Source organism: Prevotella mikamonis (genome assembly GCF_055381405.1).
Genome location: NZ_AP035785.1, coordinates 1,421,386 through 1,434,394, shown reverse-complemented (window position 1 = coordinate 1,434,394; position 13,009 = coordinate 1,421,386). Strand labels below are relative to the sequence as shown.

Sequence of the window (13,009 nt, the reverse complement as noted above, 5' to 3'; positions counted from 1 at the left end):
GAATGTGTGAATTTTGCAACATTAATTACGGTTTTGTTTTAAATTGTTATGCTTTTTAATTATTTACGGCTTTTTTCTGTTGCCGAATAGTTGATTTTTGAAATTCCTGCCTGCCTTAATGCCTGCTTAACGTCCGATATGATGCGCATAGGAGTATCTCTGTCGGCACGCAGCGACACTGTCATGAGTGCACGGTCTTCGGCCGACATCCGGTCTTTATCAGCCGAAAGATAGTCCACGATTTCCTTCATCGAAACCACCTTGTCATTCAGTTGCAGCCGTATGCCCTGCCCTGTGGTCAACCCGTCGGCCGATACCGGTCGGCCAATGTAGATAGTGCTGACGGCCGATTTCTTCGTCAGTCGGGTCAGTTCCGTTCCCTGTGGCACCCTGTATTTCACTCTCACGGTCACCTTTCTCATGTGTGTCACAATCATGAAGAAGAACAAGACGGTGAATATCAGGTCGGGCAGTGAGGCCGTGTTCAGTCCCGGAATACTGTGGTTGTGCCTGCGATAAATCATGGCTCTGCTCCTTTCTCGGCATTGGCAGCGTGTTCTGTTTCTACGATGCGTTGCGGACAGAGGGTGCGTATCTGTGTTTTTTGCTCTGCCGAACACTGCTCGTAGCTTTTTTTATACACGCGCCAAGCTGCCCTGTTGCGCCATATACGGTAGGCAGCCACCAGTTCATTCTGTATGTTGAAATAGATATTGTAATTGGCTGCCGGATCAACATCCAACGAGATAAGATGCTTCCGTTCTCGGGTAGTGAGGAAGTCTTCCACTCGCTGGCGCAGTGTACCCACGTCGGCAGGTTTCCCGTCTATGAGTAGCTGGTTGGCTGCCGTCACCTTCAGTGCCATCAGCGTCTTGCTGTCCACGTTGGTTTCTATGGTCTCGGTCTGTTTGTCCATCGGTGGAAGTATGCGCGAAATCCCCTTGCTCACGTCCATTGACGAAGCCACGAGGAAGAATATCAGCAGCATGAACGATATGTCGGCCGTCGATGTGGTATTCAGTTCCGGGACTTTATGTTTGCGATGGCTGAACATGTTTACTTTAATTGATTCTCCCGACGGTAGCGCGTCATGCCGAAGATGACTGCGCCGATGGCTGCGACCAGTAGGAATAGCGATGTGTAAATCATCAGGTCGGCCACTCGGAGTGCTATATAGTCATCGAATACATGGCCGTTGATGGTCAGTGGATTACCCGAACTCAATGGTAACGACAGCGCAATGACCACGCCCAGTGCTATCATTCCGTAGCGGCGGATACGTCCCACGGGTATATTGTTTACCACTTTGTTTTCCGACGCACGCATCATCTTGACCGTTTTTATCATGGCCAGCGTGGCCAGCAACAGCGTTCCTATGAGCAATGTCGTGGCATATACCATGAGTAAATCGGTGAACAGGGGAGCATTGAAGTTGGAATCGTCGGCGTAAGGGCGGTCAAATCCTATCAGATAGAACAATCCGAATACCACGACAGTCAATCCTGTCAGTATGTATAGTACACGCTGCGAAATCCGCTCCGTGTTCATCGTCTTGATATCATTCCACTTCCACTTCATTTCTTCAGCTTGTATTTCATCACGGCGTCAAGCAGTGTGATGGCCGACTCTTCCATCTGAGCCGTCAGGTGTTCTATTTTCGAAAGGATATAGTTGTAGAATATCTGCAGAATCAGCGCTACGATGATACCGAAGATGGTCGTTATCAGCGCCACCTTCATGCCCGATGCCACGATGGTGGGACTGATGTCGCCTGCCATTTGTATCTGGTCGAAAGCCATCACCATGCCGATAACCGTTCCAAGGAAGCCCAACGAGGGGGCTATGGCAATGAACAGTGTAATCCAGGAGCATCCTTTTTCGAGGTTCGCAGCCTGTACCGAGCCATACGAAGCGACCGAGCGTTCCACATTCCCTATGCTTTCGTCGATACGCTCCAGGCCCTGATAGCAGATGGAAGCCACAGGGCCGCGCGTGTCTCGGCAGAGCTTCTTGGCCTCTTCTATCTTCTCTTCGGCAATGAGGGCATCAAGGTCGGCCATAAATTTCTTGGCGTTGATTTCCGACAGGCTCAGATAGATGATGCGCTCGATGCAGAAAGCCAGACCTATGACCAGGGCCAAAGCCACGAGCGACATGAATCCCGCGTTGCCCTCGATGAATTTTGTTTTCAGCATCTGGTGCAGTCCCTGAGACGTTTCCTCTATCATTGTCGGGTCGGTCATGATTTCGCTTTCGTCCATTAGGCTGTCCGTCGCGCTCGCTATCGAGTCCGTTACGAAGGCGGTCGTATCAGTCTTTCCTGTTACCTTTGCACGAGTATCGGCACTTGCAGTGTTGCCGAAGCCCCCTGCCATCAGAATGCAAATGAATATTTTTGCTATCAGTTCTTTCATCTTTCTAAATGTTTGTCAATCGCGATAGAAGCAGTTTCCGACCTTTGCCGTCTCCTTGCCGGTGAGTCAATATGCGTTTTCCGATGCCCTCTGAATCGCGATTCAAAGGTACGTATTTTGATATAGACATACAAGGCGAGCTGTCATAAATATGTTTAAAAACTTTCTTGAATGCCGGTAGCTTCTGTTTTACGCAAAAAATAGTAACAAAAGATTTGCACGATATTGAAAAATAGTCTATATTTGCGAAAAAGTCTAGTATCATTATCATTATACAGATTGTTTAATCCATTAACATTTAGAATATGAGTTATAAAATTGAAGACATTGAAGGAGTAGGTGCTGTTTATGCCGAGAAACTTGTTGCTGCCGGAATCAAGACGGTGGAGCAGTTGCTGGAGAAGTGTACGAAACCGGCAGGACGCAAGGCTTTGGCCGAGGAGACGGGTATATCAGATAAATTAATATTGAAGTGGACCAACCATGCCGACCTCTTCCGTATCAACGGCGTAGGTCCTCAGTTTGCCGAATTGCTCGAAGCCGCAGGTGTAGACACCGTAAAAGAGTTCCGTCATCGGGTAGCTGAGAATCTGCAACCGAAATTGGAAGCAACCAATAATGAGAAAAATCTGTGCAACCGTGTACCCTCGGTTGGCGAATTGCAGAAAATGATAAATCAGGCCAAGGAGTTGCCTGTAACACTGGAATACTAGGGTATTAGCTTGGGGGTGTGCCGAGATGTCAAGATGTGAACATCGTTCTGGGTGCACCCCTTTTTTTATTTCCGTTTGCTGCAAAGGCTCGGCAGTTTTGCTGCCGGGCCTTTGCAGTTTTGCTGACTGGGCTTGTCAGCAACGCTGCCGAGGCCTTGCAGTAAAATAAGTGTGCTTTTATAGGTTGTAGGGTGAATTATATTTGCCCCTGCAACCCAATGTCTCATAAACTTACAAACTCATAAACTCAAAGACTTATCGGCTCATTTCAAAAGAAAATGATACTTTTGTGTGCATGGAACAACAACACGCTTTTGCCCATGCCATGTTACAATGGTATTGGGAGAATGGGCGCTCGCTTCCTTGGCGAGAGACACAGGATGCCTATGCTATCTGGCTGAATGAGGTGATTTTACAGCAGACACGTATTCAACAAGGGTTGGATTACTGGTTGCGGTTTATGCACCGGTTTCCCACTGTAGACGATTTGGCAGCTGCCGATGAAGATGAGGTTTTACGGCTATGGCAGGGACTGGGCTATTACAGTAGGGCCCGAAACCTGCATGCGGCTGCCAAACAGATAGTAGCGTTAGGTCATTTCCCCGATACCCTGGAGGATATCAAGCGCCTGAAAGGAGTTGGAGATTATACGGCAGCAGCCATCGGGTCGATAGCTTTCGGGCTGCCAGTGGCTGTGGTCGATGGCAATGTGTATCGCGTGTTGTCCCGATATTTCGGCATATCTGTCCCCATCAACTCTACCGAAGGCAAGAAGGTGTTTGCCGCATTGGCGCAGGAATTGCTGCCTGCCGGCCAAGCTGCCGCCTACAATCAGGCCCTTATGGACTTTGGGGCTATCCAGTGTACCCCGCAATCGCCCCGCTGCTTGCTCTGTCCTGTCGGTGAATTGTGCGACGCCTTGCACACAGGAAGGGTAGAGGCGTTGCCCGTGAAGCTGAAGACGGTCAAGGTGACAGAGCGGCAGATGAGTTATGTCTACCTGCGCTGTCAGGGGCAGACATGTATTCGCCGACGTGGCAAGGGCGATATATGGCAAGGTTTGTGGGAACCGCCAACGGCCGAGGTGGTGCAGGCTGCCGGTCTGCCATTGGGCAAACAACTGCGCAAACAGGTGAAACACGTACTTACACATCGTGTACTTTATGCCGATTTCTATCTGTTGGAAGTAGACTTGCAGCCACGACTGCCCGCCGAGTATAAATGGATTGACGAGTCGGACATCGAACAGTATGCCTTGCCTCGGCTCATCGAAATCCTCTTCGAGTCGATAGACGGGTGACGGATGGAAGTAATTTGAAATAAATTTCCGTTTGTCTTTGTTTTCCACTACCTTTGCATACAAGATGAAACCGAAAGTCAAGAGCAACTATATATTGGTGTGTTGCGTGCTGGTGTTGGCCGTGTTATGCTTCCTAAGCGTGAACACCCCCATCCGATTCAAGCGCGAACAGCAGCGGCGTGAGCTTGTCGTGAAGCAGCGACTCTTGAAAATAAGGAAGGCCGAGATGCAGTATCGTCGTCTGTATGGCGTATATACAGGGAGCTTTGGGAAACTTGCCGATGCCGGCTTGCTGGCCGACAGTCTCTCTTACATCCCTTTCGCCGGAGGGCAACGCTTTGATTTGACGGTCTCGACGTCGCTCGGTAAGAGCGGTCGGCAGATTCCGCTCATGGAGTGTGGGGCTACGTATGGACAGTATCTGCAAGGGCTTGATGCCAACAGTATAACCAATTTAACCGAAGAAGCCAATGCTGCGGGGCGCTATCCCGGACTGAAGATTGGCGACATCACAACCGATAACAACAATGCTGGAAACTGGGAATAACCATCCAAACGTCACCGGTCGGGTGACATTGCGCATCACCAGGCACTCACTGTCGATAGCTGTGGTCGATGCGAAGGCTACAGACAAATTGGTGTATGAACCCTATATCATGCGCAGTGGCATATCCACGGCAGCCAATCTGCGTGAGGCTTTCCGCGAAAATGCGATTCTGGAGCAAGGATATAGGAAGGCTCAGGTGATGATAGGCACTCCCGTCCTGATGATACCCTTGGAAGAATTCCGGGAAGAGTCAATGGAGTCGCTCTATCACTATACCTTTATGAATAGCGACAACGACTGCGTGTTGCACAGTGTGTTGCCCGTCATCAATGCCGTGGCACTCTATTCCATCAACAAAGACTTGAAGCTGGTGCTCGACGACCACTTTGCCGACATTCGCTATATGCCCATTGTGCAGCCCATGTGGAGCTACTTGTACCGTCGCAGTCAGACCGGTGCATGGCGTAAGCTCTATGGATATTTCCACGATGGAAGTCTCGATGTATTCAGTTTTGCCCAGGGACGTTTCAAGTTCTGTAACTCCTTTGATGCCGGAAACTCGCGCGACTCGGCATATTTCCTGTTATATGCGTGGCAGCAGATGGGGTTTGATGTGCGTAGCGATGAGCTGTTGCTGATGGGGGGAATACCCGACCAAGACGACTTGTTGTCCAATCTGCGCCGCTATCTGCAGAAGGTACATGTGATGACGGCATCGGCCGAATTCAACCGCGCACCCATTACGAAAATCAAGGGCATACCGCTCGATATGGCAGTATTGTTCTTAAAAGGAAGATAAAAAGACTATGAGAATCATCACTGGAATCTATAAAGGTCGTCATTTTGAAATACCACGCTCGTTCAAAGCGCGTCCTACGACCGACTTTGCCAAGGAGAATATCTTTAATGTGATGCAGGGATACCTGGATTTTGAAGACGCCTTCGCCCTGGACTTGTTTGCCGGAACGGGCAGTATATCGTTGGAATTAGTCTCGCGTGGCTGTCGTCAGGTGGTCAGCGTGGAGGCCGACCGCGACCATGTCAATTTTATTCGCCAGTGTTTTCAGAAATTGGGTACGGATAAGAATATCCTGGTGCGTGGAGATGTGTTCCGATTTGTGAAGAAATGTCATCAGCAATTCGACTTTATCTTTGCCGACCCACCTTACAGTCTGCCCGATTTGGAGACTATTCCCGACCTGGTGTTGCAGCAGGATTTGCTGGCCGAGGGAGGAATATTCGTGTTCGAACATGGCAAGCACAATGATTTCTCTGCCCATCCTTGTTTCATCGACCATCGGGCTTATGGCAGTGTGAACTTCTCTATCTTCAGGAGAAAGGGCGAAAAGTAAGGAACTTGGTAGATTGATGAGTTTTCCTACATTTGTATATCCAAAACATGATAGACAGACAGACAGTAGAAAGAATCAAGGATGCTGCGAATATCGTAGACGTAGTATCTGAATTTGTGACGTTGCGTAAGAGTGGGAGCAACTTTAAAGGGTTATGTCCGTTCCACAACGAGAAAACCCCTTCGTTCTATGTGTCGCCGTCGCGTGGGACATGTCATTGCTTCGGATGCGGTAAGGGGGGCAACTCTGTGAGCTTTATCATGGAGCATGAGCAGATGACCTACCCTGAAGCACTGCGCTGGTTGGCTAAGAAATTCCATATCGAGATACAGGAACGGGAACTCTCTGATGAAGAAAAGCGGGAGCAAAGTCAACGCGAGAGTATGTTTATTGTGAACGAATGGGCAGCCGGATATTTCCACGATGTGCTGCACAACCATGTAGACGGTGTGGCTATCGGCATGCAATATTTCCGTAGCCGCGGTTTCCGAGACGACATCATAGAGAAGTTTCAACTGGGCTACGACATCAACGACCGGCATGCACTGGCTGCGGCTGCCCGCACCAAAGGTTATCGTGAGGAGTTCTTGTTGAGTACCGGTATCTGCTATCGCAACGATCGGGGCGAACTTATTGACCGCTATTCCGGTCGTGTAATCTTCCCCTGGGTGGGTGTGAATGGTAAGATTGTGGGGTTTGGAGGGCGTGTGCTGGATTCCAGAACCAAGGGGGTGAATCAGAAATACGTCAATTCGCCGGAGTCGGATATCTACCATAAAGACCACGAACTCTATGGTATCTATCAGGCCAAGAAAGCTATAGCCAAGGAAGACAGAGTATATATGGTGGAGGGCTACACCGATGTTATTTCCATGCACCAATGCGGTATAGAGAACGTAGTGGCCAATTCGGGTACGGCTCTCAGTGTTCACCAGATTCATACGCTGCATCGCTTTACGTCGAACATCACCTTATTGTATGATGGCGACGCTGCCGGTATTCATGCCGCATTGCGCGGTACGGACATGTTGTTGGCCGAGGGCATGAACCTGAAAGTGCTTCTGCTGCCCGGCGGAGAAGATCCCGACAGCTTTGCCCGGAAGCATACGGCGACCGATTTCCACGACTATATCGTGAAGCACCAGACGGACTTCATCCAGTTTAAGACCGACTTGTTGTTGAAAAACGAAACCGATCCGCAGAAACGGTCGGAAGCTATCAACTCTATTGTGAAGAGTATATCGGTGATTCAAAACCAGATACTACGCGATACCTATCTGCACGATTGTGCACAACGCATGGGTATCAATGAAGTGACGCTCATCAACACGATGAATCGTTTTATTCTGGAAGACCGAGACGAGCAGAAGAAAGAAGTAGAACGACAGCGTAGACGGGAAGAAGGCGATGTGCAGATGGTATCGCCTACGCCCGTTGTTTCAGTCAATCATCCGCAAACTACGAAGGTGGAGCAGATGTTGATGCAGTTAATCGTGAGATATGGTGAGCGGATTATCTATAATAATGTGGAAGATGAAGAAGGGCATGTACACGATTTATCGCTATCGCAGTTTGTAGACTACAACTTGTCGGAAGATGGGTTGAAGTTCAATGCCGACCTGTTCAACCGTATGTTGGCAGAAGCTGTGGAACACCAATCGGAAGAAGGATTCAAGGCAGAACCTTATTTCGTGCATCATCATGACATCAATATCAGTCGCATAGCTACTGATATGAGCGAAGACAAGGTGATATTGTCGAAGAGTCATAAGGTGGAAGAAGACGAAGAGAGTCTTCGGCAGAAGGTGTTGCATCTGATACTTGATTTCCGTATGGACTTTGTGGAGCAGAGGCTGCAAGATCTGAAGCGCGAGATAGCCACTGTGGGCAATGACACCGAGCGTATGATGAAGTTGCTCGCTGAATATAAAGACATGCAGGAGATACGCAACGCATTGGCCCGTCAGCTGGGAAATAACATCATCTTATAACATTTTAACGCTGATAACTTGCTGTCAGGTGTTATAAAATGTATATTTGTAATTGCGTATGACAGACATATTATATCTTCTCTTCTTCTGGGGAATACTGTATATCATAGCTTTTGTATTCTATCCGATATGGCGTAAAAGGCGCGATGCCGGCAGGGGATTGTTTGTAAAACACGATGGAGATAACAAAATAACGGTGACAAATGCACTGAAGAAGCTGAATTGTCACTTCACCTGGATGCAGGAGCAAGGCAAGGAAATTGTGAAATACGATTTCCAGAAAGGTCATTTCCGTATCGAGATAGAGCAGGGAACGCCCTATATTCAACTGTCTTATTTGTTTTTCTATACCACCAAGACGGAGTATCTGGACTTGGTAAGGGCTTTGATGAATCAGTGTAATCTGAATACCGAAACGCTCAAGATAGTTTATTCGCTCGATGAGAAAGAGCATTCGGTGAACTTGCACATGACTGCTGGACTGCTCATTAACGAACAGACATCGGTAGAAATACTCTCACGGGCCATGACAGATATGTTCAGATGGCAGACCAACTACGTGGGCCGAATCAGTAAGATGATTGAAGAAAGCAACAAAGCTATGGGGCTTGACTTCGAGCGTAAGCATGCAGAACTTACCAGGGAGATATTCCTCATTCGGGAACAAGAAATCCTGCATCAGGTGGCAGGAACCGAATGGCGGCAGACGGAAGAGCAGTCTATCACATTGGACCATCTCTTAACTTCTGTATTGGGGTTAGTTGACTTTGTTCCCATGTCTCTTTGTGTCTTTAGCGAACGGGAAACGAGAACCATCAATGATACTGAGGAGATAAGAAACTTTGTTCCGGCATCTGTTGTTATCGGTGGCAATGACTTCTTACAAGATGAGGCCTTGCTGTCTGTAACATTGATAACGACGGGCCAACTCGTAACCGAACGTACGGTCAATATTCATATTCAGTCGGAAAAAAAGGCAGATGAGTCGCTCTATTTCCGTATGACCGTGACCTTGATACCGCTCTCTATAGCGGAAGACGTGAAGCCTGGAAGCGACAGTAATACTCCCCAAGTGGTATCGGTATTGGCTGCCTACGACCTGTCAGCCCCTAAGAAACGGCTCGACGAGTTCCGATATATGTGGAAGGAGGCTATGGAAAAGAACAAACGGGGAGATACTGCTGACCTGTCGGAAGAACAGAAACTGATAGCCAAATGTATGGAACCTGCTCTTGCTCTCAATGCGTATCGAGGTAGAATACTTTTCAGTAGGAAGCGATTCTGCGAAGCGTTGTTCTTCCTGGAATCTGTCTATACGGTATTGAGTCGGCAGTTCGACACATTGGAAGGTGGTACACGTGAGGCCTTTTTTGAGGTTTGCTACCTCATTGGCTTCTGCTATGGCGAATTGAAGCAGTATCAACGGGCATGCTATTATCTGGAGATGACATTGACACAACAGCGCATTACCTATACGGAAGAGTATATCAACTGTCTGGTCAACGGCAAGGACTTCAGGGCATTGCACGTGATAGACAGTTTGTTGGAGGATGTGGTGCAGACCCGGAAGGTGGATGAAGGGACATGTAGCGAGATGGAGACTTCTTTTATCAGTTTCCTTTATCGTCGGAAAGCTTATGTCTACATAGACAAACAACGTTATGACGAGGCTGAGAAACTCCTTCGCAAGATGCTTGACGACCCGGAAAATAGCGACTTTGCCATAAGTGAGTTGGCCTATATCCAAAAGATGAAGACAGGAGGATAGATGGTATGATTTATATACATTGGGCTTTCCTGGCCATCTACACGGTTGTAGTGGTGGCTGCTATGGTAAAGGTATTGATGGATAATCGGCAACCTGTCAAGACGATGGCGTGGATGTTGGTGCTTTCCTTTATGCCCATTGTGGGAATTATACTTTATTTTTTCCTCGGCCAGAATACACGCAAGGAGCGTATGATCAGTCAGCGGAGCTTAGATCAGTTGACTAAACGCTCAATGCTGGAGTTTGCTGAACAGCGCGATTTGCGCTTGCCAAAGTCATATCGGGCATTGATTAAGTTGTTTACCAACCAAAGTCTGTCACTACCTTTTAAAGATAATGAGGTAGATATTTGTACAGATGGTTATCAGTTCTTTTTATCTCTATTAAAAGATATAGGTACTGCCGAACATCACATTCACTTGGATACGTATATCATAGAGGACGACCCACTGGGCAATCTCATAGCCGATGCGCTGATAGACAAGGCCCGGCAAGGGGTAGAAGTACGTCTGGTCTACGACGATATGGGGTGCTGGAAGACGAGGAATCGTTTCTTTGAACGAATGCGTGAGGCTGGGATAGATACCAGGGCGTTTATGCCAGTGAAGTTTATGTCATTTTTCAGCAGTAAAGTAAATTATCGAAACCATCGCAAGCTCTGTATCATTGATGGTCGGGTGGGCTACATCGGAGGCATGAACATAGCGCTCCGCTACGTCAAGGGAAACAAGATGCCGTGGCGGGATACTCATTTGAGGATTGTGGGGGGGGCAGTCTATGCTATTCAAAAGGCATTCTTGATAGACTGGTATTTTGTAGATCGCACATTGATAACTGACCATGCGTATTATCCTGAGCCAGATTCACGCATTGACAACAACTGTTTGGCACAGATAGTAACCAGCAGTCCTGTGCAGCCGTGGCCCGATATTATGCAAGGATATGTGCGCATACTGCTCGAAGCGCGTCAGTATGTGTATATGGAAACCCCCTATTTCCTACCTACCGAGCCGATTCTTTTTGCCATGCGAACGGCAGCTTTGGCCGGAGTAGACGTCAGGTTGATGATTCCGATGCACACCGATGCGAAGTTGGTGGAGTGGGCCAGTATCTCATACGTGATGGAAACGATAGAGGCCGGTGTTAAGGTATATCTCTATGAGGGGGGCTTCAACCATTCCAAACTCTTGGTCAGCGATGATTTTCTATGCAGTTGTGGTAGTTCAAATATCGATTTCCGTAGCTTTGAGAACAATTTCGAATCGAATGCTTTCTTCTATGACAGCGCATTGGCATTGCGTATGAAGAAAGTATTCTTGGACGATTTGCAGCAGTGTGTACCTATCGAGAAAGTACGGCGATTGATGCACCGTCCCTTCCTTTTACGACTTTGGGAATCCATTATCCGCTTATTGTCTCCGCTGTTGTAGGCTATCCTTATTTTTCTAGAACTTTCTTGATTTCGGCATCGGTCTTGGTAAGTTTGTCTTTACACAATTTAATGAGCTTCTGAGCCTGTTTGAGTTGCTCGGTCATGTGGTCAATGTCGAGTTCGTTATTTTCCATGCGAGCTACAATCTGTTCTAATTGCCGCACTGCTTCTTCGTATTTAATTTCTTCTTTAGCCATTATTTGATGATTGATTTGATGGTTCCTTGATAGAGTCGGGTCTCTATTTGGTCGCCCGACTTTAATGTTTTGGCATTGCAAACGGCACGGCCGTCGTGGACCGTAATGCTGTAGCCGCGCTTTAATAATAACATGGGGTCGAGGACTTCGGTCCGTTGTGTCAGCATATCCAGCCGATGCCGTTCTTGCAGGAGTTTACGTTCTGCACCGGGATTGAGTCGCAAGGCCAGTCGCTCTATGCGGTGGTTGGCTGCAATGAGAGACTGTTCCATGAGTTGTGACAGATGCTGATAGAGTCGGTCGAGACGTGCTGATTGGTGGGTACTGGCGAGGGAGAAGAGTATGGGTATCTTGTCTGTGAGTCGACTGAGTCTTACTTGTTCCATTTCCATGCGTCGTTCAACAACCTTTAGTATTGTTTGTTCGGCATCTTCTATCCGGATAAGCACCTCGGCCAGATGATGGATGAGAAAGGTCGCAGCTGCCGTCGGTGTCTTGACACGAGTATGTGAAATCATGTCGAGTACAGACTCATCGCGTTCATGCCCAATGCCGGTAATGACAGGGAGGGGAAAGTTGGCTACATTTTCAGCTAACGCCAATGTGTCGAAACCGCTTAAATCGCTCGTAGCTCCACCACCTCGGATGATGACAACGACGTCGAATTCGTCTAGACGGCGATAGACGAGGTTGAGGGCTGCGATGATACTAGTCTCGACTTCCTCGCCCTGCATGGTTGCAGCAAATAGGGTGGGATAGAAAGCTAGTCCGTACTCGTTGTCGGCTAACTGATGGCAGAAGTCGCCATAGCCTGCTGCTCCGGCGCTGGAAATAACGGCTATGCGTTGCAGAAACATGGGTAAACGTAACTCACGTTGCAAGTTGAAAACGCCTTCCAGCTGTAGCTGGCGGATAATCTCTTGACGTTTGCGTGCCATATCGCCCATGGTGTACTCCGGATTGATGTCGGTAACAATCCATGAAAAACCGTATGCCTCGTGAAAATTAGCATAGACTTTGAGCAAAACCTTCATGCCGGCGTGTAATTGTTGTCCGGTGATACGCTCGAAGTGTGGACGCACATAGGCCCAAGTGTTTTTCCAGCATTTGGCAGAAGCTTTGGCTATGGGGGTGTTGGTAGCGTAGTCTTTCTGTATGAGTTCCATGTAGCAATGGCCACGAACCTCACGTGCCTCGGAAAGTTCAGCTTCTACCCAATACTCACGTGAGAGAGTGGTCTCGATAGTCTCGCGTACTAGTAGATTGAGTTCGTATAAACTGAGTGTATGCTGCAT

General features: G+C 48.1%; 14 protein-coding genes. 8 read left to right on the top strand and 6 right to left on the bottom strand.

Translation table 11 applies throughout. The features are described from left to right. Nucleotides 1-59: 59 nt before the first annotated feature. From ACZ42L_RS06180 to ACZ42L_RS06165, 4 genes are read right to left on the bottom strand one after another with little or no spacing between them, the layout of a single operon-like run. Nucleotides 60-524 (bottom strand): ExbD/TolR family protein, encoded by a 465-nt coding sequence (locus ACZ42L_RS06180; protein WP_464716935.1) that lies wholly within the window; start codon nt 522-524, stop codon nt 60-62. Then, nucleotides 521-1,054 (bottom strand): ExbD/TolR family protein, encoded by a 534-nt coding sequence (locus ACZ42L_RS06175; protein ID WP_464701479.1) that lies wholly within the window; start codon nt 1,052-1,054, stop codon nt 521-523. Before ACZ42L_RS06175 ends, ACZ42L_RS06180 begins: the two co-directional genes overlap by 4 nt. 2 nt (nt 1,055-1,056) lie before the next feature. After that, nucleotides 1,057-1,578 (bottom strand): hypothetical protein, encoded by a 522-nt coding sequence (locus ACZ42L_RS06170; protein WP_464716934.1) that lies wholly within the window; start codon nt 1,576-1,578, stop codon nt 1,057-1,059. Beyond that, nucleotides 1,575-2,414: a MotA/TolQ/ExbB proton channel family protein gene (locus ACZ42L_RS06165; protein WP_464716933.1), complete on the bottom strand. Its 840-nt coding sequence runs from the start codon at nt 2,412-2,414 to the stop codon at nt 1,575-1,577. The genes ACZ42L_RS06170 and ACZ42L_RS06165 overlap by 4 nt, the downstream gene beginning before the upstream one ends. Before the next feature lie 305 nt (nt 2,415-2,719). On the opposite strand from ACZ42L_RS06165, the gene ACZ42L_RS06160 reads away from it, so the two are divergent. The 8 genes from ACZ42L_RS06160 to cls all read left to right on the top strand — a co-directional run bounded on the left by ACZ42L_RS06160 (nt 2,720) and on the right by cls (nt 11,515). Then, on the top strand, nt 2,720-3,127 hold the full coding sequence (locus tag ACZ42L_RS06160; protein WP_464716932.1) for a DUF4332 domain-containing protein: 408 nt from the start codon (nt 2,720-2,722) through the stop codon (nt 3,125-3,127). Nucleotides 3,128-3,422: 295 nt separating this feature from the next. Next, nucleotides 3,423-4,427: an A/G-specific adenine glycosylase gene (gene mutY, locus ACZ42L_RS06155; protein WP_464716931.1), complete on the top strand. Its 1,005-nt coding sequence runs from the start codon at nt 3,423-3,425 to the stop codon at nt 4,425-4,427. A 64-nt stretch (nt 4,428-4,491) separates the two neighbouring features. Next, nucleotides 4,492-4,974, top strand: coding sequence for a hypothetical protein (locus ACZ42L_RS06150; RefSeq protein ID WP_464716930.1), 483 nt, complete (start codon nt 4,492-4,494; stop codon nt 4,972-4,974). Next, nucleotides 4,955-5,773: a DUF3822 family protein gene (locus ACZ42L_RS06145; protein WP_464701943.1), complete on the top strand. Its 819-nt coding sequence runs from the start codon at nt 4,955-4,957 to the stop codon at nt 5,771-5,773. The genes ACZ42L_RS06150 and ACZ42L_RS06145 overlap by 20 nt, the downstream gene beginning before the upstream one ends. Nucleotides 5,774-5,780: 7 nt before the next feature. Continuing rightward, nucleotides 5,781-6,326 (top strand): RsmD family RNA methyltransferase, encoded by a 546-nt coding sequence (locus ACZ42L_RS06140; RefSeq protein WP_464716929.1) that lies wholly within the window; start codon nt 5,781-5,783, stop codon nt 6,324-6,326. 47 nt (nt 6,327-6,373) lie between these two features. Next, entirely contained in the window at nt 6,374-8,317 is a 1,944-nt protein-coding gene (dnaG, locus tag ACZ42L_RS06135) for a DNA primase (RefSeq protein ID WP_464716928.1), read from the top strand. 58 nt (nt 8,318-8,375) lie between these two features. Beyond that, nucleotides 8,376-10,085, top strand: a complete 1,710-nt coding sequence (locus ACZ42L_RS06130; RefSeq protein WP_464716927.1) for a hypothetical protein — start codon at nt 8,376-8,378, stop codon at nt 10,083-10,085. 5 nt (nt 10,086-10,090) lie between these two features. After that, nucleotides 10,091-11,515, top strand: a complete 1,425-nt coding sequence (gene cls, locus ACZ42L_RS06125; protein ID WP_464716926.1) for a cardiolipin synthase — start codon at nt 10,091-10,093, stop codon at nt 11,513-11,515. A 7-nt stretch (nt 11,516-11,522) separates the two neighbouring features. Here the strand turns inward: cls and xseB are convergent, their stop codons facing one another. Beyond that, the gene (gene xseB / locus ACZ42L_RS06120) at nt 11,523-11,714 is read right to left on the bottom strand and encodes an exodeoxyribonuclease VII small subunit (protein ID WP_464701468.1); all 192 of its coding nucleotides are present in this window, start codon (nt 11,712-11,714) and stop codon (nt 11,523-11,525) included. Further along, nucleotides 11,714-13,009, bottom strand: a complete 1,296-nt coding sequence (gene xseA, locus ACZ42L_RS06115; RefSeq protein WP_464716925.1) for an exodeoxyribonuclease VII large subunit — start codon at nt 13,007-13,009, stop codon at nt 11,714-11,716. The genes xseB and xseA overlap by 1 nt, the downstream gene beginning before the upstream one ends.

Bases quoted from the DNA above. Each gene is read 5' to 3' on its own strand.
- ACZ42L_RS06170 (WP_464716934.1), bottom strand. From the start codon at position 1,578: ATGAAGTGGAAGTGGAATGATATCAAGACGATGAACACGGAGCGGATT.
- dnaG (WP_464716928.1), top strand. From the start codon at position 6,374: ATGATAGACAGACAGACAGTAGAAAGAATCAAGGATGCTGCGAATATC.
- ACZ42L_RS06160 (WP_464716932.1), top strand. From the start codon at position 2,720: ATGAGTTATAAAATTGAAGACATTGAAGGAGTAGGTGCTGTTTATGCC.
- cls (WP_464716926.1), top strand. From the start codon at position 10,091: ATGATTTATATACATTGGGCTTTCCTGGCCATCTACACGGTTGTAGTG.
- ACZ42L_RS06150 (WP_464716930.1), top strand. From the start codon at position 4,492: ATGAAACCGAAAGTCAAGAGCAACTATATATTGGTGTGTTGCGTGCTG.
- mutY (WP_464716931.1), top strand. From the start codon at position 3,423: ATGGAACAACAACACGCTTTTGCCCATGCCATGTTACAATGGTATTGG.
- ACZ42L_RS06165 (WP_464716933.1), bottom strand. From the start codon at position 2,414: ATGAAAGAACTGATAGCAAAAATATTCATTTGCATTCTGATGGCAGGG.
- ACZ42L_RS06140 (WP_464716929.1), top strand. From the start codon at position 5,781: ATGAGAATCATCACTGGAATCTATAAAGGTCGTCATTTTGAAATACCA.
- ACZ42L_RS06145 (WP_464701943.1), top strand. From the start codon at position 4,955: ATGCTGGAAACTGGGAATAACCATCCAAACGTCACCGGTCGGGTGACA.
- xseB (WP_464701468.1), bottom strand. From the start codon at position 11,714: ATGGCTAAAGAAGAAATTAAATACGAAGAAGCAGTGCGGCAATTAGAA.
- xseA (WP_464716925.1), bottom strand. From the start codon at position 13,009: ATGCAGCATACACTCAGTTTATACGAACTCAATCTACTAGTACGCGAG.
- ACZ42L_RS06175 (WP_464701479.1), bottom strand. From the start codon at position 1,054: ATGTTCAGCCATCGCAAACATAAAGTCCCGGAACTGAATACCACATCG.
- ACZ42L_RS06130 (WP_464716927.1), top strand. From the start codon at position 8,376: ATGACAGACATATTATATCTTCTCTTCTTCTGGGGAATACTGTATATC.
- ACZ42L_RS06180 (WP_464716935.1), bottom strand. From the start codon at position 524: ATGATTTATCGCAGGCACAACCACAGTATTCCGGGACTGAACACGGCC.